The sequence below is a fragment of the Chromohalobacter sp. 11-W genome (genome assembly GCF_029889905.1).
Lineage (GTDB): Bacteria > Pseudomonadota > Gammaproteobacteria > Pseudomonadales > Halomonadaceae > Chromohalobacter.
Genome location: NZ_JARANZ010000002.1, coordinates 74,339 through 100,319 on the forward strand (window position 1 = coordinate 74,339; position 25,981 = coordinate 100,319).

Genomic DNA, 25,981 nt, shown 5'->3' on the forward strand with positions numbered 1-25,981 from the left:
CTCTTCGACACATAATGTCGAGAGCCGTGGCTATCAGCTATCGCCGTTTACCCACTCATCGACGACATCGGGATGCTCGTCGACCCACTTCTTGGCGTTTTCGTACGGATCGGAATCTTCTTCCTGATTCATGAGCATCACTTCGCCCATCTGTTCCGGCGTCCACTCGAAGTTATCGAGAATCGCGTAGGCTTCCGACATATCGTCTTTCAACCCTTTACGCACGACGGTATTGATGTGCTCAGCGCCACCATAGACGTTCTTGGGGTCGTCCAGATACTTGAGGTCCCAGCGTGCGAACATCCAGTGCGGCGTCCAACCGGCGACCACGATATCTTCATCGTTCTTGATGGCACTATCCAGCGCAGCGGTCATGGTGGCGCCGCTACCTGATTGCAGGTTGATAGCATCATCAAGATCGTACTCGTCGATGGCCTTCTCGGTCAGGTTCATGAGGCCAGCACCGGGATCGATCCCTACGATCTCGTCATTGACGACATCGGCCTTATCATCAAGTTCATCGATGGACGAGATATCGGTATAAGAGGGAACGACAAGTCCCAACTTGGTACCCTCAAGGTTCGGGCCCAGGTTCTCGACCTTGTCGCCGACCTTGTTCAGGTACTGTTCATGCGTGGAAGGCAACCATGCCGCCACCATGCCATCAGCATCACCATACGCCACGGCTTGCCACATCGCAGCGGCAGACAGTGAGGACATTTTCACGTTATAGCCTTGCTCTTCGAGCACCGCGCGCACCACGTTGGTGGAGGCTACCTCGGAAGACCACTCGACATAAGCGAGCGTGATATCACCCTTGCTGTCCTGCGCTTGCGCGATGCCCGCATTGAGCCCTGCGCCGGCGGCCATCATGATGGCGCCATAGCGTACGGCTTTCGTCAATGGAGTGCGTGTCATCGTCTTTCCCCTTCTCTTATTGATGGGAGATCCTGCCGGAACGGCCTGCGGCCGCTCCTTTTCGAGCACATGCTCGATACCTGGCGTTTTATTACGCCTTGCTTCTTAGCTAGCTTTCTTTTTCGGCTTGCGAAGCGCCTGCGTGATGCGATCCAGCAACATTGCGAGGATGACGACAGCAATACCCGCTTCGAAACCATCGCCAGGACGCAGACGCTGGATGGCGCGCCATACTTCGCTACCCAGGCCATCGGCCCCGATCATCGCCGCGATCACGACCATCGACAGCGCTAGCATGATCGTCTGATTGATGCCGGCCATGATCGTCGGCAAGGACAGCGGAAACTGTATCTTGATCAACTTCTGAGTACGCGTGGCACCGAATGCATCCGCCGCCTCTATCAAATCGTTAGGTACCTGTCGAATCCCCAACGTTGTGAAGCGTATCGCCGGCGGCATCGAAAAGATCACCGTGGCGAAAATAGCCGACACCGAACCAATACCGAAAAACGGAATGGCCGGAATCAGATAAACGAAAGCCGGCATGGTCTGCATGAAATCCAGAACCGGCATGATGACACTATAGAAGCGATCCGAAATGGCCGCGAGCACCCCAAATGGCAAGGCAATGACCACCGCGACTGCCGTGGCAATCACCACCAGCGTCAAGGTCTCGATCATCGGATTCCAAAGTTCGAGGTTCCAGATCAAGGCCAGCCCCAACACCGCCCCGATCCCTAGGCGCAAGTTGGCGACCCGCCAGCAGATCAATGCGATGATCGCCATCAGCGCCCACTCAGGCAACCACATCAGCCCATCGTTAAGCGCTGATATACCTGTTTGGGTAACACTGGAAATGCCTCGTGTCACATTGGAATAATGCGATGTTAGAAAATCGAGACCACCCTCGATGCCGTCGCCGAGGGGAATGCGTGGAATATCGATCGCCATCAGTGCTCTCCCGCTTCAGCCAGTTTTTCAAGTACCGCGCCCTTCACGACCACACCCAATAGACGTTGGTTGTCATCAACGATGGCAATCGGATAGCTTTTTTCGTTGAACATGGCAAAGAGGTTGTTCATGGGTTCATCCGGACCGGCCTTCGGGAAGTCGTTCTGGATCAACTCGTTGATCGTGTCCTTGCCAGCCTTGGCAGCGGCATCAACGTCGTCGACACTCACGATGCCCAGCAAGGTGCGATCACGATCGATGACGTAGATGGAGTCGAGTCCATGCTCGCTCATCTTGCGCAATACGGTACGCGGGCCATCGCTATCACGCGCCGTGGCACGCACGGAACGCATGGCACTATTGGCCGTGAAGATGCGCGACATATCCACGCCCTCGACGAAGCGCGCCACATAATCGTCAGCGGGCCGCGTCAGAATATCTTCGGGCGTACCCATCTGCACGACTTCGCCATCCTTGAGCAGGATGATGCGATCACCGATGCTGATCGCCTCATCGAGATCGTGGGTGATGAAGATCGTGGTCTTCTTCATACGATGCTGCAGCTCAATCAATTCTTGCTGCATATCCTTGCGGATCAGCGGATCGAGTGCCGAAAAGGCCTCATCCATCAGCATCACGGTAGAGTCGTTAGCCAATGCGCGGGCAAGACCGACACGCTGCTGCATGCCCCCGGAAAGCTGGCTTGGGTAAGCATCTTCCCAGCCGTCCAGGCCTACCTGCTTGAGAGAGTTGCGAGCGCTTTCCACACGAGATTTTTTCTCGACACCGCGCACCTCAAGGCCGTATTCGGCATTTTCCTGCACGGTTTTATGCGGGAAGAGCGCAAAATTCTGGAAAACCATCGAAAAGTGACGGCGCCGACATTCCAGCAGCTCTTTCTCGCTGAGCTTGGGAATGTTCTGACCATCGATCACGATATCGCCTTCGGTGGGCTCGATGAGGCGATTGAGACAGCGAATCAGCGTCGATTTCCCGGAACCCGACAGACCCATGATGACGAGAAGCTCGCCTTCACGTACATCGAAGTCGATATTGGAAAGACCCAGAGTCTGGCCGGTTTTTTCAAGAATCTCGGGACGCTTTTTCCCTTGGTTACGCAGCTCGAGTGCTTTCTTAGGCTGGGAGCCAAACACCTTGCTCAGACCGCGTACCTGAATCTTGATATTGGTTTCGTCTGTTTCAGTCATAGGCTTGCCTGCTTTGGTCAAGTCGTCGCCATGCCCTTGCAAAGCAAGAGCGCTCAGCAATGTCACGTTGTCACGTTGCGAGTATCTGGCGGGTCAGTCTCCTGGCTCTTATTATGGTCATGGAGATGATAAGAGATGATCATGAAGATAAAATTTCGTTATGTTTCGTATCGAATCATACCTACTTATTGATATTGCTTCAAATAAAAACAACTGATGATTGATCCATGGTTCAATAACCCGGCGCGCGCCGCCAGGCGTCTCGATCATACTCGATCACCCCGATCGGCAATCGATGAAGCCGACCTTTAGCGGCTTCGTCGCGACATCGGGAGATAGGCCCAGGAGCATCAATCCGCCGGACTCTCCAGCCGGTGGCGTTGCCAATCGCTGCTCGGCTCGTTGAGTCGCAAGGAGGCCTCGACCACCTGCTCTTCCATGTTATAGCGGAAGCTAAAGCCCAGGTGTTTCAGCAGCGCGCGCATGGGCTGGTTGTCGAGCATCACCGTGCCGACCATCTCGAGGATGCCGAGACCCTTGCAGTAGCGGATCATCTTTTCCATCAGCAGGCTACCGAGGCCATGCCCGTGGAGATCATCGCGAATGATCACGGAAAATTCAGTACGGATGTTGTCCGGATCGTTCCACACACGCACTACGCCGAGCATTTCCTTACTGCCATCGGGGCACGCATGCTCGGCGATGAACGCCATTTGGCGGTCGTAATTGATCTGCGCCAGCACGGCCAGATCACGCTGCGTCAGGTCCGCCTTGTGGTGGAAATAACGAAAGCGAATGCTTTCCTCGGAGAGCCGCTCGTGAAATAGCGTGATCAGCGGCGCGTCTTCTCCCCGGATCGGGCGCACCTCGACATCCATGCCATTGCCCAACACCCGCCATTCACGCAGTTCCTCGGGGTACGGCATGATCGCATGACGCGCGGGCTGCCCCAGGTCCATGGCAAAGTCCACCGCCACGACACCATCACGATTGAGCAATAGCGGATTGAGTTCCAACCCCTGGAGTTCGGGCAAATCCGACGCCATCTGCGAGAGCTTGACCAGCAATTCGCAGAGCCGTTCGACGTCCTGTTCGGGGTCGGAGGCGTGCTCACGGATCAGGCGGTACGCATGTGTACGCGATACCAGCTCGTTGGCCAGCGTCATGTTCAGCGGCGGCAAGGCCACCTGACGATCCGCCAGCACATTGATCTTGTAACCGCCGATGCCGAAGACAATGACCGGCCCGAACACCGGATCACGCGTGATGCCTGCGCAAAGTTGCATCGACGCCTTGCCGCGCTGCATACGTTGCAGGCAATAGCTGAAAATCGGGCTTTCGGGGAATTTCTCGCGAACCTTGTCACCCAGACGCTGCACGCCATCGGCCACCTGCTCCGGCGTCTCGAGATCTTGCAGTAACCCGGCGGACAACTTGTGCGGATGCTTGCGATAGCGAAACGGTACGCAGTTATGCGCATGCACGATTTTCAGAGCCATGGGGCCATCGATGCCCCGCGCCGCTTGAAGCGCCTCCTCAGGGCCGAAGACATACTGGCTCGGCACCGACGGTATGCCATAGGCGGCCAGGACTTCGGCGGTTTCCTGATGCGTCAGGCGATCACGCTCACGTTGCTTGGCGGAGGCGATCAAACGATGGCAGCGCGCGCGGATGTCAGGTTGCGTCGTGAAGGGTAGGCTTGGCGGCGTTTCCTGCAAAAGCGTCTGCACACGCTGATAATCGACCATGTGCATGAAAGCCTTGACCGCTTTTTCTGGAGAGATATAGGTAGGGATACCCGCCAGGTTGCACTCATGGCGCGCCTTGAGCGCTTCCTCGAGCCCCATCCAACTGGTCAGCAGGTTGCGCTTGAAACGTTTGCGATTGGCGATCAGCGCCTCGGCGGTGATCTTGGAAGGCGCCAGGCGGGTCGGCGCGTGCACCACCAGCACGGCGTCCACGTTGGCATCGGCCGCCACGATTTCCAGCGCATCGACGAACCGCTCGGGCGAGGCGTTACCGCCCAAATCGACGGGGTTGCGCCCCGGCAAGCTGACATCGAACTCCCCCTGCACCAGCGCATCGCGAGTAACATCGGTCAATTCCGCCAGCTTGCCGCCAGCGATCACCAGCTTGTCGATCGCCAAGAGCGCCGGTCCCAAACCATTTGCCACGATGGCCAAGCGATCACCGCGCAACGGCCGCATCCGCGTCAGGGTTTCCAAGGCATCGAACAACTCATCGGAATCATCCACGCGCACGACCCCAGCGCGCGCCAGCGCTGCGTCGAATATCACGTCGCGATTGTCGATCCCCGGCGTCTGCGGTTCATGCGTCAGTGTCGACTGCACCGAGCGTCCGCTCTTGATCGCCAGCACCAACCGGTGTCGTGAAGCATCACGCAGTGCGGTCATGAAATGCTGCGCGTCGTGCACCCGCTCCAGATGCAGCAACAAGGCGCGTGTCGGCGAGTACTGGTTGATGTAATCCATTAGATCGGACAGCATCACGTCGACGCTGTCGCCCAGTGTCACCAGATGCGAAAAACCGATGTCGCGCCCCGCTGCCCAGTCGATCATGGCATTGCCGAGCATCCCCGACTGGCCCAGGTAGGCGACGCGTCCCGCCTTGATCGGTTGGCTGGCATAGGTGGCGTTGAGCTTGCTGCCGGGCACCACGATCCCCAGGCACTCCGGCCCCAACACGCGGATCCCCGAGCGCAACGCCGCCTTAAGCATACGCTCTCGCAGCGAGCCCCCATCCTGCGTGCGGTCATCGAGATAGGAGCCTCCCGAAAGTACCAAGGCCGCGCGCGCCCCCAGCTTGCCCAGCGCTTCGATGCTCCGCGGTACGCCTTCCACCGGATTACAGAGGATCGCCAGGTCCGGCACGGCGGGCAAATCCGCAATACGCTTCACGCAGGTCACCCCATACACGGTGTCATAACCGCGCGGGTTCACCGCCCACAGCGTGCCGGAAAACCCGGCCTCGAGCAGATTGCCAAGCACCATGCCGCCCATCGAGTGCGGCTTTTCCGAAGCGCCGATCACTGCCACGCTATGAGGCTCGAAGAAGTGGCGCAGAAAACGCGTTCCCACAGCAATTTCTCCCGATTGATCCGACCTTGCCGCTCACCATCGCGCGCGAACGGCCTAAACTCAACGTAGGCCTCTCGTCACGGCCATGATGACATGGCATCGTTCGACCTATGGGCACTGTTCTCGCATCCTATCAGGCCTTAAGGTCCCACGCGGACGGCATACGCCCATCGTCTCAGCCGATAGACGTCCCCTGGATGGAGTTCCCATGATCACTGCGTATATTACCCACCCCGATTGCATGCGGCATCTCATGGGGCCGAACCATCCCGAGAGTCCCAAGCGCCTTGAAGCCATACGCGCCCGCCTAGCCTTGAGTGGCGTGTTGACGCATACCATGCAATCCGAAGCGCAGCCGGTAAAGGCGCAGACGCTCGCCCTCGCGCATTGTCCGCAGTATCTGGAAACGCTCGAGGCTCACGCCCCGCAGGAAGGCTTGAGCGAACTCGACGGCGAGACCCACATGAACCCGGACACGCTGGCCGCCGCGCGCGTCGCCGCCGGCGCGGCCGTACGTGGCGTCGATCAGGTCTTTCGGCACCAGGCAGACAATGTCTTCTGTGCCGTGCGTCCCCCGGGGCATCACGCCGAACGCGGCTCGGCGATGGGCTTTTGTTTCTATAACAACGTCGCCATCGGGGTGGCTCACGCCCGCCAGCGTTATGACGTCGAGCGCATCGCCGTGCTGGACTTCGACGTCCACCAAGGCAACGGCACGGTCGATATCTTCAAGGACGACCCCGGCGTCCTGGTCTGCTCGAGCTTCCAGTCGCACTTCTACCCTTGGCGCTATCAGGACGGTACATGGGACAACATCGTCAACACTCCCTTATCAGCAGGGGCCGATGGCAATGAGTTTCGCCGTCGCGTGGAAATGCAATGGCTTCCCGCTCTGCAAGCTTTCAAACCACAGTTGATCCTGCTCTCGGCGGGGTTCGATGCTCACCGCGACGATCCCATGGCGGATCTTAACCTCGTCGAAGCCGATTATTTCTGGGTGACGCAACTCGCCCTGGATATCGCCCGTGTATACGCCGACGGGCGCTTAGTCTCGGTACTCGAGGGGGGCTATCAACTGGATGCCTTGGGGACCAGTGTCGAGGCACATCTCAAAGCGCTGCTGGGCTTTCCTCTCGGCGACTCGTGAGCGCCCGCGAACGACGCCCGGCTGGCCCCGCGCCCACCGGGCTGTGGTATCCTAACGGAAACTTTATTTCCTATTGTGGAACCTCATGGCTACCCAAACCGATAGCGACGCCGCCCTGCGCATCGCCTCCGGACGCAAAGCGTTCGTCGAGCCGCTACGTCTGGGTGATCGCCTCAAGGAAATTCGCCTGTCCAACCACTGGACTTTGGAAGAGGTCAGCCAACGTACCGGTTTGGCGCGTTCGACGCTGTCCAAGATCGAGAACGATCAGATCTCGCCTACCTTCAGCGCCGTGCAGAAACTCATCGGCGGCCTCGGGATCGATCTCCCGCAACTGCTGACCCCGCCCAAGCCGCAGTCACACACACTCGGTCGACGCGATCTAACGCGTGTCGGCGAAGGCCAACAGCATCCCACGCCTACCTATGAGCACGAACTCCTCTCGTGGCAACTGGCGCAGAAACGGATGATTCCCTTCAAGACCATCGTCCGCGCCCGCAGCTTCGACGAATTCCACGAATGGGTACGTCATGACGGCGAGGAATTCCTGATGGTGCTCGACGGCGACATCCTGCTATATACCGAGTTCTACGAGCCGATACATCTGACCCACGGCGACAGCATCTATTTCGACAGCGACATGGGCCACGCCCTGGTTTCGGTCAGCGAATCAGATGCCGTAGTACTCTCCGTATGCACGCGCGGCGAGAACGCGTAATACCCCATGAATGAAAGCGCCCGACTCCAGGCCGGGCGCTTACTTCATTCACGCTGAACATGTCGGGAGACATGCACCCGCGACATCTTCAATCGATATCCTTGACGGCGCTATCGCCGGACAGCTCACGGGCCATCATGCGGTCACTATACGCCACGCCATAGCGCTTGCGCGCCCACAGGTACATCACCAGTCCGAGCAGCATCCAGGCCCCGAAGACGACCCACTCGATCGGCAACAATGCAGACGGACTGCCTGGCAGGTAAAGACTCACCATGCCCAGCGACAACGCCACCGCAACGATGCCGACCAATTTGCCATAAGGCACCTTGAAGGGACGCGGCATATCGGCGTTCTTGTAACGCATCACCACAAACGACAGCGCCACGAACAAATACGCGATGACGATACCCAGACCACCGGCGTCGACCAACCAGACAAGCATCGGACGCCCAAAAAACGGCGCCAGGCAGGAGACAGCGCCGATCAGAATGATCGCATTGCTGGGGGTCTTGTAACGTGGGTGAAGCTTGCCCAGAAACGCCGGCAGCATGCCCGCATGGGCCAGCGCATAGATGGCACGCGAACCACCGATATAAAAGGCGTTCCAACTGGTGATGATGCCCGCGATGCCCGCCAGCACCATTAGCTTGCCGGCCCAAGGAGCCGCGAATACGGCCTGCATGGCATCCGGTACCGCCAGATGAGAGGCAGTCAAGGCTTGGGGGTCGAGCATCAGCGACGTGCCGAGAATGATCAAGGCATACCAGAACACTGCCAGGATGACCGATATCATCAACACCTTGCCGATATCACGGAATGGCAGATTGATTTCCTCGGCCGCCTGCGGGATGACATCGAAGCCCACGAACATGAAAGGCACCATGATCATGACCATCATGATCCCGCCCACGAGGCCGTTCTCGACATTGAACAGGGGCTCCATGTGAGCCGTTTCTCCAGTAAACAACGCCCCGGTGATGAACATCACGCCCACCACCAGGATCAGAATCGTCACCAGTTTCTGCACCAGAGCCGCCGTGCGAATGCCGATGTAGTTGATCGCCATCATGACCAGCGAACCGACGACGCCGACTGCCACCCAGGTGGCCTTGACGTCCCAGCCGGCAACCGTCCAGAGATCGCCGACGGCATAACCGGGAAACAAATTCTCGAATACCGTAGGCAGGGCCACGGCCTCGAAGGACACCACGCTCATGTAACCCAGCACGATGGTCCAGGTACAGAGAAACGAGGCGAAATGTCCCAGGGCGTGATAGCTGTATACGTGTTCGCCACCGACCTGAGGCATCGCCGAGGCCAGCTCGGCATACGTCAATCCCACCAATACGATGGCAATGCCACCGATGACAAAGGCCAGGATGGCCCCTAGACTCCCAGCAGACTGGATCCAGTTGCCGGTCATGACGATCCAGCCCCACCCAACCATGGCGCCGAACGCCAACGCGAGTACATCTTTACGCGCCAGTACCCGCGTCAGTTCGCTTACTTCATTGGAAGACGTTGTTCGATTCATCGCGATACTCGTTTATTGAAAGCGGTGTTGTTGAGTGCACTTATCTTGCGTCCAGAAAGCGGCATTTGTTTCATATAATGCACGCCAACCGAGGAAGATAATTGACCACTTGAATCGAGACAACCCGGGGCACGAGGCCATGTCCGCTTTTTCCACGCCATGACGATAAGAACAATAGAGGCTAAGTATGCTGAACGTCGTCGCCCCGCCATAACAGCTTGCCGCATTCGTCGAGCGTGTAACCGCCCAATGATTGGGCCAGAGTCAAACCGGCGGCGCTGTGTAGATAATCGAACATCTGCTGCAACAGCGACCGGAAATACACATTGCGCGGCGTCACCAGATCGAATGCTTCCTCGGTGATGGGAATGAAGCCCAGGCCGAATTCATTGGCTGCCGACAGCGTCCCGGGGCCGATATCGGCTTCGTGACGGGCGATGAGCGAGGCGATTTCACGCTCGCTATACGCGACGACCTGGGTGTTGAGCTGCTCGAGTCGCAATTGATGCCCCGCCAGCCATTCCTTGAGGAAACGCTGCGACCCAGCCCCTTCCTGGCGGATCGCCCAGCGCCGATTGCCGCCGAAGAGTCCGGAAGGGTCGTGCGGCTGGTGTCGATCCTCCGAGCGAATGATCAACCCCTGACTGCGGCGGAAAAGACGTACCAGCACCCAATGACGATAGCCGCTATGACTTCTCACCAGGGCGGGATGGCGCAGCTCACTCTCCTCGGCGCGTCCCCAGTGAATGGCACATACATCGGCGCGACCTTGCGAAAGCAGCGACAAACCCAGTTGCGTCCCGGTGACGCTATAACCATAGAAGGCATGCCCTTGTTGCTGCTGATTGAGTCGCATGATCAGCGCCGAGAGCAACGGGTCGTCACTGCCGGTCACCATCAGACGATCGGCGAGCACGCCATGGTGGCAGGACTCCAGAATCCACTGCTCGACCAAGCGTCGAGGAAAGAGCCATTTGCCGGTCACCTTGGTGGAGGGAATGGCGCCATCGCTGGCCAGCTGGTAAATCTTCTTTTCGTTGAGATGCAAAAGCTCGGCGACTTGATGCACGTTGAGAAACGGCGACGTGGAGGATGAATCGCTCATGAGGTGCCCTTTTGCCGAGACGCCGCTTTGTCCCCCGGACGTGGCGCCGGCATGGCGTCCAGCACCAGGCGTGCCTGTTCGTCGACGACCTGGAAATGACGTCCCTTGGCACGTGCCACCAGCAATACACCGAACCGTTGGGCCAACTCCACGCCCTTCTGTGTCATGCCCGAGCGCGAGACCAGCACGCTGATTCCCATCTGCGCGACCTTGAGCACCATTTCGGACGTCAGCCGTCCCGTGGTGTAGAAAATGTCCGCCGTGGCCAGTTCGGCGTCTTCCGGCGCGCCTTCGCCCAGTGCCGCCAGCCATTGGCGACCGGCCAGCGTATCCACCGCATTATGGCGCCCCACGTCTTCCACGAACCCCAGCACACGATCCTGCCGACACAGCGCGCAGCCATGCACGGCCCCGGCATTGCGGTATGTCTCGTTGAACTGCCCCAGATTGTCGAGCATGCGATACAGCACCGCCTGAGATAACGGCTCGCAGGGTAAGGGGCGCAGATCGGTGGCATCGAGCAAACGCCCGAAGACCGTTCCCTGTCCGCAGCCAGTAGTCACGGTTCGCTGAGCCAGGCGCGCGTCGAGATCTTCAGGCAAGGCACGCGTCACCACCGCGGCGGCCTCCACGTCCCAGTCGACCTGCAGTGCTTCGACATCCTCGACACGCACCAACAATCCTTGGTTGCGCAGGTAACCGAGCACTAGCGCTTCCGGCTCGGCACCCAGCGTCATCAACGTGACGATCTCCTGACGATTCAGGTACACCGTCAAGGCACGTTCGGCGGCGATCGCCTGCTGTCGGCGCTGGCCATATTCGTCGGTCACCGCAATCTCGAGCGTTGTCGGCATCCGCGCCCGACTCAGCACTACATTGGACATGCTCACCTCCTTCTTGTAGCGACAGGATACCCAAAGCGCGATACGCATGACCAAGGGAAATATACGACGATGACGCATTTTCCCGACTATCAGGCATGCGGCTTGCTATATGATTCAGACATAGCGTGCCATGTTTCATCTCACAGGGAGGCAACCATCATGGCGGCCGACGATAATCTGAGACACTTAAGCTTCGAGCTGGCGTTCCAGCGCCAGGAGGTCAAGGGCTTCACGTCACTGGCCTGGTACATTGCAGACATGGGGTGTCATGATCGCGGCCCTCATGTCCTGCCGCTGACACTCTTTCTCACCGAACGTACCGCCTACCGTTTCAACTTGAACTCCCAACACCCTCGTCTGTTCGTGCGCTGCGAGTCGACCGACGACGGCCCTGTAGCGCGCGAGCTGACCGCCAGCCAAGAAGTTGCGGCCAACTGGATGGATGGTGACACCCAGGTACTCGACACTCCCATGCCCTTGGCCATACAGGCTTGGATCGAGGCCTATCTAGCGCGTCACGGCGAACGTGTCGAAGGTGGCCGCAAGAAGAAACGCGCAGGCGCCGGGCGCGCCAGTCAGGAGTGATGTCATGAGCTTCATGCAACGCTGGTCACAGCGCAAACGCGATCAAGGCGACACGTCGTCGTTCGATAAAGCGAGCGAAGAAACACCGGCCACCCTGCCGGAGCAAACACACGCGTCTGCCCCGAGCGAAGAGCACGAAACGTCATCGCGCGCCGCGGCTTTGATTCCCGGTTACGACCCGCAGCGCCCACTCGACGAGCAACTCCCCGAACCGGAACAACTCGGCGCCGGGGACGACTTCCGGGCCTTCATGCTGCCCGGGGTCGGTGAATTCCTCAAACGCCGCGCCCTGCGCCGCATGTTCAAGGTCGGCAACTACAACGTGCGCGACGGCCTGGACGATTACGACGAGGATTATTCGCAATTGATGCGCATGATGCCCGAGGTCAGTGCACGCATGCGCCAATGGCTGCACAAAGACCAAGAGCCGGAGCCCCAAGACTCGGAACGACATGACGACGCGGAGACGCTGCAATCCGATATCCCTCCTGAAGAGGATAAGGACGATGCATCTGAAGCGGTGCAGACCGCTCAAACAGAAGAGGTAGACCAGTCGACGGAAGAGGCACCAAATGACCCATCCGGGCGCCCGGGTGCGTCAACTTGACCCACAGGGTCGATCAATAGCGCCCACGCACTCCCGTATCTTGCCCGGCAAGCCCTTCGTTTGCGACGAGAACGGGTATCTAACCTGCAGTCATAACATTATATAAAGCTCGGCGAAGACCGAGACACGATGCCACACGATTGGCACGACAAGATTCAAAGACCCGTGGCAAGACCGACAAGTTGATGAGGTGACATGCCCCAGTTCATCGATACGCGCGCGCTGAATGACGACGCACGTAATGTAGCCGCCCGTGAGGCTGCCCTGCAGCAGGTATCATGGCCGCAGAACCTCGCTCCGCCCACCGTGAGCTACGTAAGCCTCGGCCATGTCGCCATCGTAGGGCCGGCCGAAGCATTGCAACGTGCCGTTCAGGCACTCACGGACAGCGAGCTCGCCAGTATCACACTGGTCACGACGCAATCCGCCTTGCCTCATGACGCTGCGCCGAACATCGCCAATGCGCACTATATCGCCTGCGCCCACCCCCACCTGGAAGGTTACCTGGGCGCATTTCATCTGACCTCCCGTGACGGCGGTGAGTCTCTTTCACAGGCCAGCCTCGGACGCGATCACTTCGATGCCGTACTCGATCTCGGCGCATCGCCATTGATGCACTACGAGCTCCCCCCGCCGGGCTACCACCGCGTGACGGCGACGATATCGCTGGAGCGAGCCCTCGGCGATCTGCAGGAATGCATCGGCGAGTTCGAAAAGCCACGCTATTTTCAGATCGAAAGCGATTTGTGCGCCCATGCCGGGCGTGGCCAAAGCGGCTGCACCCGCTGCCTCGATATCTGCCCCGCCGACGCCATCTCGAGCGTCAAGCAGGAAATCGTCATCGACCCATTCCGTTGTCACGGTGCGGGCAGTTGCACCAGCGTCTGCCCCACCGGCGCCATTCGTTATGCATTGCCCACACCTGAGAGCCTCGACGATTACATCGCGCGCCTGCTTGCCACCTATCAAACCGAAGGTGGCGATACGGCGGTAGTGCGTTTTCTCGATCAGGAGACACACGCCAGCGAAACCACCGAAGCCGCGGGCCATGTACTCGATGTTCCGTTGGAGGAACTGGGCGCGGCAGGACTTGATCATTGGCTCGGCGCCATTGCCCGCGGCGCCGCCGAAGTGCGCATCGTCATGCATGACGCCCTGCCGCCTTCCTTGGCGCATCTGGTACGTGATCAGCATGCACAGGCCATTACCATGCTCGAGTCGCTGGGCCACGATCCCCGGCGCCTGAGCCTGATCGATGCAGGCGATATCGCCATACGCGACGCTCTGCCGATCGTGCCGCCTCTCGACGAACGCCTGGAATCGCCGCGCCCACACGGCAAGCGCGAGGCCCTCAATACCATCCTCGATTTCCTCGCGGCACGCGGCACTCCCAGTGAAGAGCGCGTGGCCATGCCCGCAGGCGCGCCATACGGCACGCTGGATATCGACACCGACCACTGCACGCTGTGCATGGCCTGTGTGGCGGTCTGCCCGACACAGGCGCTGAGCAGCCCCGGCCAATCACCGGCACTGCAATTTCAAGAAAATGCCTGTGTGCAGTGCGGGCTGTGCGAAACCGCATGCCCCGAACAGGTCATTGCACTGCATCCCGGCTTCATGGCCGCACCTGAGACCCGCAACCACGTTGCGACGGTCAAGGAAGAAGCGCCGTTCGAATGCATTAGCTGCGGCAAGCCGTTTGCCACCGCCAGCACCATCGCCTCGATCAAGCAGAAACTCGCCGATCATCCCTATTTCGCCGGCGATGCCATCAAGCGCCTGGAAATGTGCGAGGACTGTCGCGTCAAGGATATCTGGCACGACATGGCGCGTGACCCCAACGCTCAGCTCAAGGTATGACGATGACGACACCCGAGCATAGCGATACCCATCACTCCCCAGCGTCTCTGACGGCGGCGCTCGAGGAGCGTAACGCCTTGCGCGCCGATGTCTATCTATTGCTGGCCCGCCTGGTGCGTGAGGCGCCCAATGCCGAGCTGCTCGATTTTCTCTCCACGCTCGAACCCGATGACGAGAATTCGGCACTCAAGCGGCACTGGGCCTCGTTGTCACTGGCCGCCCACCACGCGCATCCCGGCACGCTGCACGATGTGCATTTCGGTTTGCTGGTCGGCGTCATTCAGGGGCAACTCGTGCCGTATGCCTCCTGGTACCTGACCGGCTCGCTGATGGAAATGCCGTTGGTGGCTCTGCGCCATGACCTCAAGCATCTGGGGTTCGAGCGTGCCGCCCACGTCAAGGAACCCGAGGATCATTTCTCGGCGATGTGCGAAGTCATGGCCATGCTCATCGAATCCCACGCCGAGGCACAGGCGGTCTTCTTCAAACGCCATCTGAGCCCTTGGGCGCTACGTTTCATGCGTGACCTGGCCCAGGTCGAAGATCCGTTCTATGCCAGCGTCGGGGCGCTGGGGGAGGCCTTTCTCTCCCGCGAGGATAACCAGCTGCAAAGCGACCCCGACGCGCAAGTCGTCACGTTTTCGCCAACCCCCACTAAGCTCAGTGAAGGAACTAGGCACAGTGAAGGGGACACCCACTCATGACCTGCACCCAAGACGCTGCCTGACGGCGATATCACGGTGCTCAGTGACCACAGGAGTCGCCCCATGAAAGAGTCGAACAATAAAACGTCGAACAACCCCGCCCGGCGTCACTTCTTGCGCAACATCGGACTGGGCACGGTCGCTGCGGGTGCGGTCGTGGCCGTCGGCCATGTCACCTTGGCACAGACACAGTCGGATGAAGAAAAAGACGCCGCCGATGCCGGCGAAACGACGTATCGCGAAACCGATCACGTCAAGGCGTTCTACGCCACCTTGCGCGACTAAACGGTCGAGAGAACCGGAACTGAGGACATAACCATGCGATTGACTCGAAAATCCTCCCAACCCGCCAGCCAAGGTGGGCTGGGCATCAGCCGCCGGCAATTCCTGCAGCGCAGTGGCGTGGCGACGGGTGGCCTCGCCGCTGCCGGCTTCATGGGCCATGGCATGATGCAGGCCGCCAACGCCAAGGAAAAAACGGCGTATTCCGATGCGCCCGTCGAAACCAAACGCACCATCTGCTCCCACTGCTCGGTGGGCTGCGGCGTCTACGCCGAGGTACAGGAAGGCGTCTGGACCAAGCAGGAGCCCGCGTTCGACCACCCCATCAACCGCGGCGCGCATTGCGCCAAGGGCGCCTCACTGCGCGAGCACGGCCACTCCACGCGACGCTTGAAGTATCCGATGAAGCTGGTCGACGGCAAATGGCAGCGCCTCGAATGGGATCAGGCCATCGAGGAGATCGGTGACAAGGTCCTGGAGCTCAGCGAACAACACGGTCCCGACAGTATTTATTGGCTAGGGTCGGCCAAGTTCAATAACGAACAAGCCTACTTGATGCGTAAGCTGGCAGCCTTGTGGGGCACCAACAATACCGATCACCAGGCACGCATCTGCCACTCCACTACCGTCGCCGGTGTGGCCAATACCTGGGGTTACGGGGCGATGACCAATTCGCTCAACGACATGCACTTCAGCAAGTCGATTCTGTTCATCGGCTCCAACCCCAGCGAAGCGCACCCCGTCGCCATGCAGCACATCCTGCATGCCAAGGAACGTAGCCACGCGCAGATCATCGTCGTCGACCCACGCTTCACGCGGACCGCTGCCAAAGCCAACAAGTACGTACGCCTGCGGCCGGGGTCCGACGTAGCCTACATCTGGGGCCTGCTCTGGCATATCTTCGATAATGGCTGGGAAGACCAGCAGTTCATCGATCAGCGCGTTTTCGGCATGGAAGAAGTGCGCCGCGAAGTCGCCGAGTTCCCCCCGGAGGTCGTCGAACGTATCACCGGCGTCGGCGAGGCCGACATGTACGATGTCGCCAAGCGCATCAGCGAGAACCGCCCCGGCTGCGTGGTGTGGTGCATGGGCGGGACCCAGCACACCACCGGCAACAACAATACCCGCGCGTACTGCATTCTCGAACTAGCGCTAGGCAATATTGGCGTTTCCGGCGGCGGGGCCAACATCTTCCGTGGCCACGACAACGTGCAGGGCGCGACCGATCTAGGGTTGATGTCGCATTCACTCCCTGGGTATTACGGTCTCACCGAAGGCGCATGGAAGCACTGGGCCAAGATATGGAATGTCGATTACGAGTGGATCAAGAACCGTTTCGACCAGGCCGAGTACAACGGCAGCCTGCCCATGAACTCCAATGGCATCACCGTCTCGCGGTGGATAGATGGAGTTCTGGAAAACGACGAGGATATCGCCCAGCGCACCAGCCTCAAGGCGATGTTCTACTGGGGGCATGCGGTGAACTCGCAGACCCGTGGTCCGGAAATGAAAAAGGCCATGAGTCAGCTCGAATTGATGGTCGTGGTCGATCCCTACCCCACCGTCGCCGCCGTCATGCACGACCGCACGGATGGCGTGTACCTGCTACCCGCGGCCACGCAGTTCGAAACCACCGGTAGCGTGACCGCCACCAACCGCTCGCTGCAATGGCGCGATAAGGTCGTCGAACCGATGTTCGACTCCAAGCCCGATCATGAAATCATGTATCTCATGGCCAAGAAGCTGGGCTTCGGCGACGAGTTCACACGCAACTTCGCCATCGAGGACGGACGCCCGGTCATTGAAGATGTCCTACGCGAGATCAACGCCGGCATGTGGACCGTGGGCTATACCGGGCAAAGTCCCGAACGCCTCAAGGAACACCAGAAGAATTGGCACACCTTCAACTTCGATACGTTGAAAGCGGAAGGCGGTCCCGCCGATGGTGATTTCTACGGTTTGCCCTGGCCCTGTTGGGGAACGCCCGAATTCAATCACCCCGGCACGCCCCTGCTCTACGATATGAGCAAGTCCGTTAAAGAAGGTGGCCTTACGTTCCGAGCCCGCTTCGGCGTCGAGTACGACGGCGAGGATCTACTCGCCGACGGGGTCGCAAGCGAGGGCTCCGAGCTCAACGACGGTTACCCCGAGTTCACCGCCGACATGCTCAAGGACTTGGGCTGGTGGGATGATCTCACCGCCGAAGAGAAAACCGCGGCGGAAGGCAAGAACTGGAAGACCGACCTCTCCGGCGGTATTCAGCGCGTGGCCATCGAGCACGGTTGCGCGCCGTTCGGCAACGCCAAGGCTCGCTGCCGTGTGTGGACCTTCCCCGACGAGGTGCCCAAGCATCGCGAGCCGCTCTATACCAGCCGGCGCGATCTGGTTGAGGAATATCCGACTTGGGACGACGTGGCGTCCTTCTATCGTCTGCCGACTCTCTATCGCTCGATTCAGGAGAAAGACTTCAGCAAGGAATTCCCGATTATCCTGACCTCAGGGCGCTTGGTTGAGTACGAAGGGGGTGGCGAAGAAACCCGCTCCATGTCATGGCTCGCCGAGCTTCAGCAGGAAATGTTCGTCGAGATCAATCCAGCCCAGGCCAACGACCTGGGCATTAAGAACGATGACATGGTCTGGGTTCACGGACCCGAGGGCGGCAAAGTCAAGGTCAAGGCCATGGTGACACCACGCGTGGCGCGCGACGTAGCGTTCATGCCCTTCCATTTCGGTGGCATCTTCCAGGGCGAGAGCCTGGCGGACAAGTACCCCGAAGGTGCACGGCCCTATGTCCTCGGCGAGGCCGCCAACACCGCGACCACTTACGGTTACGACATAGTGACGCAAATGCAGGAAACCAAGTGCACGCTATGCCGGATCGAGAAAGCCTCCGCCTGACCGACGATGCTTGAAACACCGATGAGGCCTCGCGCCTCATCGGTTAGAGGAGAACACCATGGCTCAAATGAAATTTCTTTGCGACGCCGAACGTTGCATCGAGTGCAATGGCTGCGTCACGGCCTGCAAGAACGCCAACGAAACCGACTGGGGTATCCAGCGTCGTCGCGTGGTAACCCTGGACGACGGCAAGCCCTCCGAGGTCTCGATCTCGGTGGCCTGCATGCACTGCGACGATGCTCCCTGCATGGCGGTATGCCCCACCGACTGCTTCTACAAGACCGATGACGGCATCGTCCTGCACGACAAGGACATCTGCATCGGCTGCGGTTACTGCCTCTACGCCTGCCCCTTCGGCGCGCCGCAGTTTCCCAAGGAAGAAGCCTTCGGCGAACGCGGCAAGATGGACAAGTGCACCTTCTGCGCCGGCGGTCCCGCCGAGACCAAGGAAGAAGAATACGAAAAGTACGGCGCCAACCGCATCGCCGAAGGCAAATTGCCCCTGTGCGCCGAGATGTGCTCCACCAAGGCGCTGTTGGCCGGTGACGCCCAGACCATTTCCGACATCTTCCGCCAGCGTGTGGTCTATCGCGGCCATGAAGACGGCGGCTGGTCGTCCGTCGAGAAGGCGCAAATGTCGGGCCCGGACGTCTCGGCCAATCTCGACGAGATGGCCTACGACGCCACCCGCGCCACACGTGAAGGGTGAGGAGAACGCTCATGCACACACTCATGCAATGCCTGTGGCGGCTGCGTATGATCGGTGCGGTGCTATTGCTGGCGGTGTTGGCCGCCAGCCTGGCCCCACCCTCATCGGCGGCTGAGCCCGACGAGGAAATCGGTCAAGCGGTCGGCACGGTGGACGCCGACACCTGGCGACAGGTCAAGAGTGGCGAGAACTTCATCGATTCCCGCCATGACTCGACCTACAACCTGATCAACCCCAGCGGCGAGACCTGGCGCCAGATTCGTAACGAGTGGATTTCGCCCGCCGGCCTGATCGCCATCGGCGGCATGCTGGCGATCCTGATCATCTTCTACCTTGTTGTCGGACGCAACGACCTCGATCACGAGCGCACGGGTCGTAAAATCCTGCGCTGGACCGCTCTCGAGCGCTCGTTGCACTGGACCGTGGCGACGCTGTTCATCGCTCTCTCGCTGACAGGCTTGAATCTGCTGTATGGCAAGTTCGTGTTCCGGCACATCTTCGGCGATGTCTTCTGGGCCAACATGATCATGGGCTCCAAGCTGATCCACAACTACGCGGGGCCCGTCTTCGGCATCCTGCTCATCGTCATTCTCGCCAAATGGCTCAAGATGAACTTGCCCAAGAAGCACGACTGGGAATGGTTCAAGCAAGGTGGCGGCATGGTGGGCGACAAGCATCCCGATGCCGGTTTCGCCAATGCCGGCGAAAAGGTCTGGTTCTGGCTGCTGGCCAGTGTCGGTCTGCTGGTCATCGTGAGTGGCTTCGTGCTCGACTTTCCCATCTTCGGCCAGACCCGGGACAACATGCAGTGGGCCAACATGTTCCACGGCGTGACGTCGTTGATCTTGATGACCGTGGCGCTCGGGCATATCTATATCGGCACCCTGGGCACCGAGGGCGCGTTCGAAGGCATGGCGACCGGCTATGTCGACGAAACCTGGGCCAAGCAGCACCACAACCTGTGGTACGAGGAGGTCAAGAACAGCGCCGGCCAGCCCCAGCAAAGCGATCCACCCGTCGGCGACGACACGGCGACGGCACACCGACCCAACTGAACGCCATAACGAGCGCTGAAACACCGCAAGCGAGACGACACCGCCCCCCCGGGCGGTGTCGCTCTTTGTTATGCTAGTTTTATCTCCTAATGACATGCCAAGCGAAGAGGCTCTTCCATGCAACACATCGACGCTGACACGCGCACCGAACTCGAGGCGGCTGCCTTCCGCCAGCTACTCGACCACCTCGATGCCAACAAGGACGTGCAGAACATCGACCTGATGATCCTGGCCGACTTCTGCCGCAACTGCCTCTCCAAATGGCTGGTGGCCGCCGCCAGCGAGCGCGGTATCGAACTCGACTACGAAACGGCCCGCGAATACGTCTACGGCATGCCCTACAGCGAATGGAAAGAGCTCTATCAGGCCCCTGCCACGCCCGAACAACTCGAGGCGCTGGACGCCCGCCAGAAGCGTAAGAAGGACACGCACGCATGAGCGATGCCGCTTTCGTTCCCCTCAAGATCGCCGTGCTGACCGTCTCCGATACCCGCACGGAGGAAAGCGACCGCTCGGGTAACGCGCTGGTGGAACGCCTGAAGCGCGATGGGCACGAACTCGCCGACAAACGCATCGTCGTCGATGACGTCTATCGTATCCGCGCGCTCGTCGCTCAGTGGATCGCCGATGAGGACGTGCAGGTCATCGTCACCACCGGCGGCACCGGCTTCACCGGGCGCGACTCCACCCCCGAGGCGGTCGAAGTGTTGCTCGACAAGCACATCGAAGGCTTCGGCGAGTTGTTTCGCCACTTGTCGTGGCAGGAAATCGGCAGCTCCACCGTGCAGAGCCGCTGTCTCGGTGGCCTGGCCAACGCTACCGTGGTGTTCTGCTTGCCTGGTTCCACCGGCGCCTGCCGCACCGCATGGGACGGCATACTTCACGAACAGCTCGACAGCCGCCATCAACCGTGCAACTTCGCCAACCTCGTCATTCCCGGGAGAGGCCAGCATGGCTGAGCTGCAAAGCGTCGAGCGCGCGCTGGAGGCGTTGTTGGAGGATGTAAAGACGGGAGGTACCGAACGCATCGATTGCGAGGCAGCGGCGGGCCGCGTGCTGGCCGAATCGGTCACCGCCCGCCTCGACGTACCGCCTGCCGATAACAGCGCCATGGATGGCTATGCCCTGCGCCATGCCGATGCCGGTCAGTGGTTACCCATCAGCCAGCGTATCGCGGCCGGCTACGCACCTGAGCCGCTCGCGCCGGGTACCTGCGTACGCATCTTCACCGGTGGGGAAATACCGCCGGGTGCCGATACGGTCGTGATGCAGGAACGCGTGGAGGCGCAAGACGCCCAGGCGCATATTCCCGGCGACATCACGCTGGGCGACAACGTGCGTCGCCGTGGGCGCGACGTGGAAGCCGGCACTCCGCTTCTGGAAGCAGGCACCCGGCTGGAAGCGGCCGCCCTGGGGCACCTGGCCGGTCAAGGCATCACGCAGGTCAACGTTTATCGTCGTCCGCGCGTGGCGCTGCTCTCCACCGGCGATGAAATCGTCGACCCCAGCCAGTCGCTCGCCGCGGGGCAGATCCATAACTCCAATCGGCCCATGCTCTCGCGCCTGCTCGAGCGCTTTGGCGCCGAGCTGGTCATGCGCGAGCACGTGCCCGATGACTTCGCGACCACCCAGCGCCTCCTGCGCGAGGCCACCGAGCAAGCCGATGTCATCGTCACCACTGGTGGCGTCAGCGTCGGCGAAGAAGACCACGTCAAGCACGCACTGGAGTCACTGGGCCAACTAGACCTTTGGCAATTGGCCATGCGCCCCGGCAAACCACTGGCATTGGGGCGCATCGGCCATGCACGACTGGTGGGCCTGCCCGGCAACCCCGTTTCATGCTTCGTCGGCGCCTGGGTATATCTTCGTCCCCTCATGGGCGCCCTGCTGGGTTGCCCACGCATGGCCACGCTGCCCCGCCTGTGGGCACGCGCGGCCTTCACCACGCGCACGCAGGCGCGGCGTCATTACATGCGTGTGGGGCTCGAGTTCACCGCCGATGGCATCGTCGCCCACGCCTTCGCCGATCAGAACTCAGCCGTGCTGTCCTCTTGCCTCGAGGCCGATGCCCTGGCGGTCGTCCCCGAACACACCACCCTTCACGAAGGCGAGCGCGTGGAGTGCCTTTGGCTGACGGATTAATGCCACTGAAAACGAGGCCTAGTCAGCGCTCAACGCCTGATTGAGCGCCGGCCAGAGGACATGGAAGTCGTGCTCTAGTACGGGGTAGTCGGCGCGCAACCAGGGCACCAATTCGGCCAGACGATTGGGGCCACTCAAACGGCGCCCGAGGCCCGCGATCGCCTGGCAGGTGAAGTCGAAATCGGCGTAACGACTCAGCCAGTCGTCTTCGATCAGGGCGGGAATCATGGGGGCCAAGCGGTTAGGAGCTCGCCCCTGGGCTTGGAGCACCCGGTAACAACGCGCAACCAAGGCGACATCGGCATGATCGCGCGCCACGAAATGATCCCACACCAGGTCCAGAGCGATGCCCACCACACGCCGCTGGGGGCGCGGTGCGCGTTCGCGTACGCCTCGGATCACGGCATGGTCATCGACCCAGGCATCCACGCGGCGATGATGACGGATACCGCGTGCGACCTCCGCCGCCCAATCGCCATCGGGGTCGCCCTTGACGCCATCGGCGATCAAGTTGCCGTACAGGAAGGCGTCGTTGCCACCACGTGCCAGCCAGGCATGTGCAAGAAAGTTCATGGAAGACCTAAAGGTAGCTCTTAAAGACGATAGTTCTTAAAGACAGTTGGTTGGCTTGGGCAATCCCGCCAGGCGCGCGCCCACCTTTGCGGGGCTGTCGGGAAACAACCGCATCAAGTGCAAGGAACGCCCTTTATCGGGCCCCAGCGCCTGGCTGACGGCCTTGACCAAGGGCCGCATCGCCGGGGCGTTCTCATAACGCGCGTAGAAGGCTCGCAAAACCTCGAGAACTTCCCAGTGTTCGGGCGTCAGTTCCCTGCCTTCCTCGGCGGCCAGCGCCTCGGCTACGGCCGGTGTCCAGGCCGTCAAATCGACTATGAACCCTTCGGGGTCGAGCCCGATGTCGCGGCCTTCTACCGTGATATAGCGTGTCGCTTGCGTCGTCGCCATCAGAACCAGCTCACCGTGCGTTGCGCTTCCTCGGTCAGCGCCACGAAACCGTCCATGTCGACGATGATCACGCGGGCATCGCAACGTCCCGCCAAACCGCGCGACTCCAGATCCTCGCGCAGGGCGAACAAGCGCCCGTCCAGACCGGGAAAATGTTGTACCTGTGCACTCACCGCGCCAAACACGCCATCTTCGATCAGCATCAACCCATCTTCCTCCCCCATCGCGCGCAATACGTCCTGATGAACGGAGCTCGAACTCGGGGCACGATTGAGCAAGTGCAACAACATTCGCAGGTGTCTCCTAATAGCGCTGCCCAGCTAACGTTCAGTACGGGCAGCGTTCAGAAATTGAAGATTTGACGGTGGCCGGCAAGCACCGTCGACAGTTCCGGCGCCGACACTTCAATCACCGGCAAGAGCAGATCGTCGGGGGTTAATCCGCGCGTCTCGAGCGAGTCGGCATCGACATACAAACGCTCGATATCGTACATCTCCAGCATCTCGAAGGTGCTTTGTGAGCCCTTCTGTCCCAGTGGACCCGGGCCTTGTTCCCGAAGCAATGCCCAGACGCCGTCCCCCATCAGCAACAACGAGACGGACTGGCCGAAGGCCGCACCCACCAATGCTAGATCGAGAGCCTCGCGTAGCCATAAGCCGCCGTGCGGCGCATGGCGCAGCATCACCAGAAGATCGCCGTGCGGCGCCTCGGTTATCTCGGACATGACAGTTCCTCATGGCATGAATGCGCGACGCCAAATTCAGGGCGCAAAGGTAATCAGCCGCTCGTGTGTCTGGCCGATGTCGAGCAACTGCCCCAGCCCTGTCAACTCGAAGGGAGGCTCGAGACTCACACCGCTCTTGCCATGACGCTCGGCCTCACGGGCATCCAGCAAGCCACGGCGCAGCGCCGCCGCCACACAGACCTGCAAGGTAGTCCCATGCGTACGCTGCAAGTCGCACCAGGCATCGACGAGGTGCGGTTCATCCTGCGGCGGCGCCGCGAAGTGCGAAGCGTTGTAAACCCCATCGTGATAGAAGAACACCGTATCGACACGATGCCCTCGTGCGATGGCGGCATGCGCGAAACGCAATGCGGAGTGCGCTGCCTGATGGCTATACGGACCTCCTAGCACGAGCAGGGCGTAACGCATCGAATAGTCTCCCGTCACTAACGCGGTGAATGGCGCTATTGTCCTCGACGTAGCGAGGTCAGGCAAATCATGGATGCACCACGCCTCATGGCATCAAACGATCATTGACGCCAACCATGTTAGCGAGTATATTTTTAACAAGCTAACGTATAGCGTGTCTTTAGCTAGCGATACGATCTGTTGATATCCCCAACCTTGGCCGCCTCTCTAGGCGGCTTTTTTTATGCCGCCCGCAACAGAAGCGACTAATATGAGCGCCGTCACGGTTTGTACGAATCCTCTTTAGCCGTTACGAAATCCGGCTAAATTGAAAGTGTCTGTGTCGTAATGTACCGGCACACCTGCTGATTCGTGGAGGTTACGATCATGACCGTTGCCCTGCTTGTCCCGACCAAACGCCCGCCAGCGACGCTGAAGCCGGCCGAAACGGCTGTTCCCACCACGTTGTCGGTCACTCATAGCGATAAAGCAACTCTCGTGGGTCCGAGACCCAAGTGCGAGATAGGCTGTCTGGCGCTCCTGCGTCATGATCTCCACCTTCGTCATGACATATATGACACCGAGGATATCGCCAATGCCCGACGCCGCGCGATTTTCTATACCCGCTGGCACGGACTTGCCGAACCCCTGCTTCAAATCTGGCGAGGATAAACGCTCCTCACGCAAAAGGCCCGCACCTCAAGAGAGATGCGGGCCTTCGACAGACTGGCGCAACAGCGCCACTTTCTGCATCAGTCGTTGGACATGAAGCCCAGAAGGGACAACAGGCTAACGAATAGGTTGTAGATCGACACGAACAGGGTAATGGTCGCCAAGATGTAGTTGGTTTCCCCTGCGCGATGGATGATCTCGCTGGTCTGGTACAGGATCGCAGCCGAAGAGAACAGCACGAAGCCTGCGGAGACGGCCAACGCCAAGGCGGTGATATTGAAGATCATCGCCGCGACCATCGCCAGCACCAACACGATCGCCCCGGCGATCATGAAGTTACCCAGGAAGCTGAAGTCCTTGCGGGTAATCAAGGCCACGGCCGACAGTCCAATGAACGTCGCGCCCGTCATCCCCAGCGCAGTCATCACCAGTTGCGCCCCATTGGGCAATGACAGATAGAGGCTCAACATCGGCCCCAACGTGAACCCCATGAAGCCCGTGAAGGCAAAGATCGACAAGATGCCTGCCGCCGAATTCGCGGTCTTGTGAACCAGGAACATCAAGCCGTAGGCGCCAATCAGGAAGATGAAGATATTCATCTGCCCGATGCCCATGGCCATCGCAGTTCCCGCCGTTACGGCGGAGAACAACAGCGTCATGGCCAAGAGCATATAGGTGTTACGCAACACCTTGTTGGTACTGATTTCCGACCGCTTCGTCTGCTGGTCAGCAATCTGAGAAGTACGGTATGCCATGGGATTTCTCTCCTCGGTGGCGCTGAAAACATAAGGTAAGACCTAGGATGC

Annotated in this window: 26 protein-coding genes; 13 read left to right on the top strand and 13 right to left on the bottom strand. The window is 60.0% G+C overall.

Translation table 11 applies throughout. The features are described 5' to 3' along the window. Positions 1 to 33: 33 nt before the first annotated feature. The 4 genes from OP494_RS03070 to OP494_RS03085 form a co-directional block, all read right to left on the bottom strand. On the bottom strand, positions 34 to 918 hold the full coding sequence (locus tag OP494_RS03070) for a glycine betaine ABC transporter substrate-binding protein (protein ID WP_040241191.1): 885 nt from the start codon (positions 916 to 918) through the stop codon (positions 34 to 36). Positions 919 to 1,023: 105 nt separating this feature from the next. Continuing rightward, complete coding sequence (locus tag OP494_RS03075) at positions 1,024 to 1,869, bottom strand: proline/glycine betaine ABC transporter permease (RefSeq protein ID WP_040241192.1); 846 nt, start codon at positions 1,867 to 1,869, stop codon at positions 1,024 to 1,026. Then, positions 1,869 to 3,077: a glycine betaine/L-proline ABC transporter ATP-binding protein gene (locus OP494_RS03080; protein ID WP_280539250.1), complete on the bottom strand. Its 1,209-nt coding sequence runs from the start codon at positions 3,075 to 3,077 to the stop codon at positions 1,869 to 1,871. The genes OP494_RS03075 and OP494_RS03080 overlap by 1 nt, the downstream gene beginning before the upstream one ends. A 350-nt stretch (positions 3,078 to 3,427) precedes the next feature. Continuing rightward, positions 3,428 to 6,175, bottom strand: a complete 2,748-nt coding sequence (locus OP494_RS03085; protein ID WP_280539251.1) for a bifunctional acetate--CoA ligase family protein/GNAT family N-acetyltransferase — start codon at positions 6,173 to 6,175, stop codon at positions 3,428 to 3,430. Positions 6,176 to 6,383: 208 nt separating this feature from the next. Between OP494_RS03085 and OP494_RS03090 the strand changes: the two genes are divergently transcribed. Next, positions 6,384 to 7,322 carry a histone deacetylase family protein gene (locus tag OP494_RS03090; protein WP_280539252.1) on the top strand — a complete coding sequence of 313 codons (939 nt, stop codon included), beginning with the start codon at positions 6,384 to 6,386 and terminating at the stop codon, positions 7,320 to 7,322. Between the two features lie 85 nt (positions 7,323 to 7,407). Then, positions 7,408 to 8,040 (top strand): XRE family transcriptional regulator, encoded by a 633-nt coding sequence (locus tag OP494_RS03095; RefSeq protein WP_280539253.1) that lies wholly within the window; start codon positions 7,408 to 7,410, stop codon positions 8,038 to 8,040. Between the two features lie 88 nt (positions 8,041 to 8,128). Here OP494_RS03095 and OP494_RS03100 read toward each other — a convergent pair whose 3' ends face one another. The 3 genes from OP494_RS03100 to OP494_RS03110 form a co-directional block, all read right to left on the bottom strand. Next, entirely contained in the window at positions 8,129 to 9,577 is a 1,449-nt protein-coding gene (locus tag OP494_RS03100; RefSeq protein WP_280539254.1) for an APC family permease, read from the bottom strand. A gap of 181 nt (positions 9,578 to 9,758) precedes the next feature. Then, positions 9,759 to 10,682 carry a helix-turn-helix transcriptional regulator gene (locus OP494_RS03105; protein WP_280539255.1) on the bottom strand — a complete coding sequence of 308 codons (924 nt, stop codon included), beginning with the start codon at positions 10,680 to 10,682 and terminating at the stop codon, positions 9,759 to 9,761. Next, positions 10,679 to 11,566: a formate dehydrogenase accessory sulfurtransferase FdhD gene (locus OP494_RS03110; protein WP_280539257.1), complete on the bottom strand. Its 888-nt coding sequence runs from the start codon at positions 11,564 to 11,566 to the stop codon at positions 10,679 to 10,681. Before OP494_RS03110 ends, OP494_RS03105 begins: the two co-directional genes overlap by 4 nt. 159 nt (positions 11,567 to 11,725) lie before the next feature. On the opposite strand from OP494_RS03110, the gene OP494_RS03115 reads away from it, so the two are divergent. From OP494_RS03115 to glp, 11 genes are all read left to right on the top strand, one after another. After that, complete coding sequence (locus OP494_RS03115; RefSeq protein WP_280539258.1) at positions 11,726 to 12,151, top strand: DUF3305 domain-containing protein; 426 nt, start codon at positions 11,726 to 11,728, stop codon at positions 12,149 to 12,151. A gap of 4 nt (positions 12,152 to 12,155) precedes the next feature. Continuing rightward, on the top strand, positions 12,156 to 12,758 hold the full coding sequence (locus OP494_RS03120) for a DUF3306 domain-containing protein (protein ID WP_280539259.1): 603 nt from the start codon (positions 12,156 to 12,158) through the stop codon (positions 12,756 to 12,758). A 195-nt stretch (positions 12,759 to 12,953) separates the two neighbouring features. Beyond that, positions 12,954 to 14,618: a 4Fe-4S binding protein gene (locus tag OP494_RS03125; protein ID WP_280539260.1), complete on the top strand. Its 1,665-nt coding sequence runs from the start codon at positions 12,954 to 12,956 to the stop codon at positions 14,616 to 14,618. 2 nt (positions 14,619 to 14,620) lie between these two features. Beyond that, positions 14,621 to 15,322, top strand: coding sequence for a molecular chaperone TorD family protein (locus tag OP494_RS03130; RefSeq protein WP_280539262.1), 702 nt, complete (start codon positions 14,621 to 14,623; stop codon positions 15,320 to 15,322). A gap of 63 nt (positions 15,323 to 15,385) precedes the next feature. Further along, the gene (locus OP494_RS03135) at positions 15,386 to 15,607 is read left to right on the top strand and encodes a twin-arginine translocation pathway signal (RefSeq protein ID WP_280539263.1); all 222 of its coding nucleotides are present in this window, start codon (positions 15,386 to 15,388) and stop codon (positions 15,605 to 15,607) included. Positions 15,608 to 15,640: 33 nt separating this feature from the next. Further along, the gene (locus OP494_RS03140) at positions 15,641 to 18,502 is read left to right on the top strand and encodes a formate dehydrogenase subunit alpha (RefSeq protein WP_280539264.1); all 2,862 of its coding nucleotides are present in this window, start codon (positions 15,641 to 15,643) and stop codon (positions 18,500 to 18,502) included. A 58-nt stretch (positions 18,503 to 18,560) separates the two neighbouring features. Further along, positions 18,561 to 19,211, top strand: a complete 651-nt coding sequence (gene fdh3B, locus OP494_RS03145) for a formate dehydrogenase FDH3 subunit beta (RefSeq protein ID WP_075369252.1) — start codon at positions 18,561 to 18,563, stop codon at positions 19,209 to 19,211. A gap of 11 nt (positions 19,212 to 19,222) precedes the next feature. After that, positions 19,223 to 20,266 (top strand): formate dehydrogenase subunit gamma, encoded by a 1,044-nt coding sequence (locus OP494_RS03150; RefSeq protein ID WP_280539265.1) that lies wholly within the window; start codon positions 19,223 to 19,225, stop codon positions 20,264 to 20,266. A 117-nt stretch (positions 20,267 to 20,383) separates the two neighbouring features. After that, complete coding sequence (locus OP494_RS03155; protein ID WP_280539266.1) at positions 20,384 to 20,704, top strand: DUF1244 domain-containing protein; 321 nt, start codon at positions 20,384 to 20,386, stop codon at positions 20,702 to 20,704. Beyond that, entirely contained in the window at positions 20,701 to 21,225 is a 525-nt protein-coding gene (gene moaB / locus OP494_RS03160) for a molybdenum cofactor biosynthesis protein B (RefSeq protein ID WP_280539267.1), read from the top strand. The genes OP494_RS03155 and moaB overlap by 4 nt, the downstream gene beginning before the upstream one ends. Next, a complete protein-coding gene (gene glp / locus OP494_RS03165; RefSeq protein WP_280539268.1) occupies positions 21,218 to 22,408 on the top strand; it encodes a gephyrin-like molybdotransferase Glp in 1,191 nt (396 codons plus the stop codon). Before moaB ends, glp begins: the two co-directional genes overlap by 8 nt. 18 nt (positions 22,409 to 22,426) lie before the next feature. Here the strand turns inward: glp and OP494_RS03170 are convergent, their stop codons facing one another. The 6 genes from OP494_RS03170 to OP494_RS03195 all read right to left on the bottom strand — a co-directional run bounded on the left by OP494_RS03170 (position 22,427) and on the right by OP494_RS03195 (position 25,930). Next, positions 22,427 to 22,981, bottom strand: coding sequence for an ACP phosphodiesterase (locus OP494_RS03170; RefSeq protein ID WP_280539269.1), 555 nt, complete (start codon positions 22,979 to 22,981; stop codon positions 22,427 to 22,429). 36 nt (positions 22,982 to 23,017) lie between these two features. Then, the gene (locus OP494_RS03175; protein WP_280539270.1) at positions 23,018 to 23,371 is read right to left on the bottom strand and encodes a TusE/DsrC/DsvC family sulfur relay protein; all 354 of its coding nucleotides are present in this window, start codon (positions 23,369 to 23,371) and stop codon (positions 23,018 to 23,020) included. After that, entirely contained in the window at positions 23,371 to 23,661 is a 291-nt protein-coding gene (gene tusB / locus OP494_RS03180; RefSeq protein ID WP_280539271.1) for a sulfurtransferase complex subunit TusB, read from the bottom strand. Before tusB ends, OP494_RS03175 begins: the two co-directional genes overlap by 1 nt. A 53-nt stretch (positions 23,662 to 23,714) precedes the next feature. Further along, entirely contained in the window at positions 23,715 to 24,095 is a 381-nt protein-coding gene (tusC, locus tag OP494_RS03185) for a sulfurtransferase complex subunit TusC (protein ID WP_280539272.1), read from the bottom strand. 36 nt (positions 24,096 to 24,131) lie between these two features. Then, positions 24,132 to 24,524 carry a sulfurtransferase complex subunit TusD gene (tusD, locus tag OP494_RS03190; RefSeq protein ID WP_280539273.1) on the bottom strand — a complete coding sequence of 131 codons (393 nt, stop codon included), beginning with the start codon at positions 24,522 to 24,524 and terminating at the stop codon, positions 24,132 to 24,134. 731 nt (positions 24,525 to 25,255) lie between these two features. Further along, entirely contained in the window at positions 25,256 to 25,930 is a 675-nt protein-coding gene (locus OP494_RS03195; protein WP_280539274.1) for a Bax inhibitor-1/YccA family protein, read from the bottom strand. Positions 25,931 to 25,981 lie beyond the last annotated feature (51 nt).

Excerpts from the sequence above, each read along its gene's own strand:
- OP494_RS03070 (WP_040241191.1), bottom strand. The coding sequence starts at position 918 with ATGACACGCACTCCATTGACGAAAGCCGTACGCTATGGCGCCATCATG.
- OP494_RS03075 (WP_040241192.1), bottom strand. The coding sequence starts at position 1,869 with ATGGCGATCGATATTCCACGCATTCCCCTCGGCGACGGCATCGAGGGT.
- OP494_RS03080 (WP_280539250.1), bottom strand. The coding sequence starts at position 3,077 with ATGACTGAAACAGACGAAACCAATATCAAGATTCAGGTACGCGGTCTG.
- OP494_RS03090 (WP_280539252.1), top strand. The coding sequence starts at position 6,384 with ATGATCACTGCGTATATTACCCACCCCGATTGCATGCGGCATCTCATG.
- OP494_RS03095 (WP_280539253.1), top strand. The coding sequence starts at position 7,408 with ATGGCTACCCAAACCGATAGCGACGCCGCCCTGCGCATCGCCTCCGGA.
- OP494_RS03100 (WP_280539254.1), bottom strand. The coding sequence starts at position 9,577 with ATGAATCGAACAACGTCTTCCAATGAAGTAAGCGAACTGACGCGGGTA.
- OP494_RS03105 (WP_280539255.1), bottom strand. The coding sequence starts at position 10,682 with ATGAGCGATTCATCCTCCACGTCGCCGTTTCTCAACGTGCATCAAGTC.
- OP494_RS03110 (WP_280539257.1), bottom strand. The coding sequence starts at position 11,566 with ATGTCCAATGTAGTGCTGAGTCGGGCGCGGATGCCGACAACGCTCGAG.
- OP494_RS03115 (WP_280539258.1), top strand. The coding sequence starts at position 11,726 with ATGGCGGCCGACGATAATCTGAGACACTTAAGCTTCGAGCTGGCGTTC.
- OP494_RS03120 (WP_280539259.1), top strand. The coding sequence starts at position 12,156 with ATGAGCTTCATGCAACGCTGGTCACAGCGCAAACGCGATCAAGGCGAC.
- OP494_RS03125 (WP_280539260.1), top strand. The coding sequence starts at position 12,954 with ATGCCCCAGTTCATCGATACGCGCGCGCTGAATGACGACGCACGTAAT.
- OP494_RS03130 (WP_280539262.1), top strand. The coding sequence starts at position 14,621 with ATGACGACACCCGAGCATAGCGATACCCATCACTCCCCAGCGTCTCTG.
- OP494_RS03135 (WP_280539263.1), top strand. The coding sequence starts at position 15,386 with ATGAAAGAGTCGAACAATAAAACGTCGAACAACCCCGCCCGGCGTCAC.
- OP494_RS03140 (WP_280539264.1), top strand. The coding sequence starts at position 15,641 with ATGCGATTGACTCGAAAATCCTCCCAACCCGCCAGCCAAGGTGGGCTG.
- fdh3B (WP_075369252.1), top strand. The coding sequence starts at position 18,561 with ATGGCTCAAATGAAATTTCTTTGCGACGCCGAACGTTGCATCGAGTGC.
- OP494_RS03150 (WP_280539265.1), top strand. The coding sequence starts at position 19,223 with ATGCACACACTCATGCAATGCCTGTGGCGGCTGCGTATGATCGGTGCG.
- OP494_RS03155 (WP_280539266.1), top strand. The coding sequence starts at position 20,384 with ATGCAACACATCGACGCTGACACGCGCACCGAACTCGAGGCGGCTGCC.
- moaB (WP_280539267.1), top strand. The coding sequence starts at position 20,701 with ATGAGCGATGCCGCTTTCGTTCCCCTCAAGATCGCCGTGCTGACCGTC.
- glp (WP_280539268.1), top strand. The coding sequence starts at position 21,218 with ATGGCTGAGCTGCAAAGCGTCGAGCGCGCGCTGGAGGCGTTGTTGGAG.
- OP494_RS03170 (WP_280539269.1), bottom strand. The coding sequence starts at position 22,981 with ATGAACTTTCTTGCACATGCCTGGCTGGCACGTGGTGGCAACGACGCC.
- OP494_RS03175 (WP_280539270.1), bottom strand. The coding sequence starts at position 23,371 with ATGGCGACGACGCAAGCGACACGCTATATCACGGTAGAAGGCCGCGAC.
- tusB (WP_280539271.1), bottom strand. The coding sequence starts at position 23,661 with ATGTTGTTGCACTTGCTCAATCGTGCCCCGAGTTCGAGCTCCGTTCAT.
- tusC (WP_280539272.1), bottom strand. The coding sequence starts at position 24,095 with ATGTCCGAGATAACCGAGGCGCCGCACGGCGATCTTCTGGTGATGCTG.
- tusD (WP_280539273.1), bottom strand. The coding sequence starts at position 24,524 with ATGCGTTACGCCCTGCTCGTGCTAGGAGGTCCGTATAGCCATCAGGCA.
- OP494_RS03195 (WP_280539274.1), bottom strand. The coding sequence starts at position 25,930 with ATGGCATACCGTACTTCTCAGATTGCTGACCAGCAGACGAAGCGGTCG.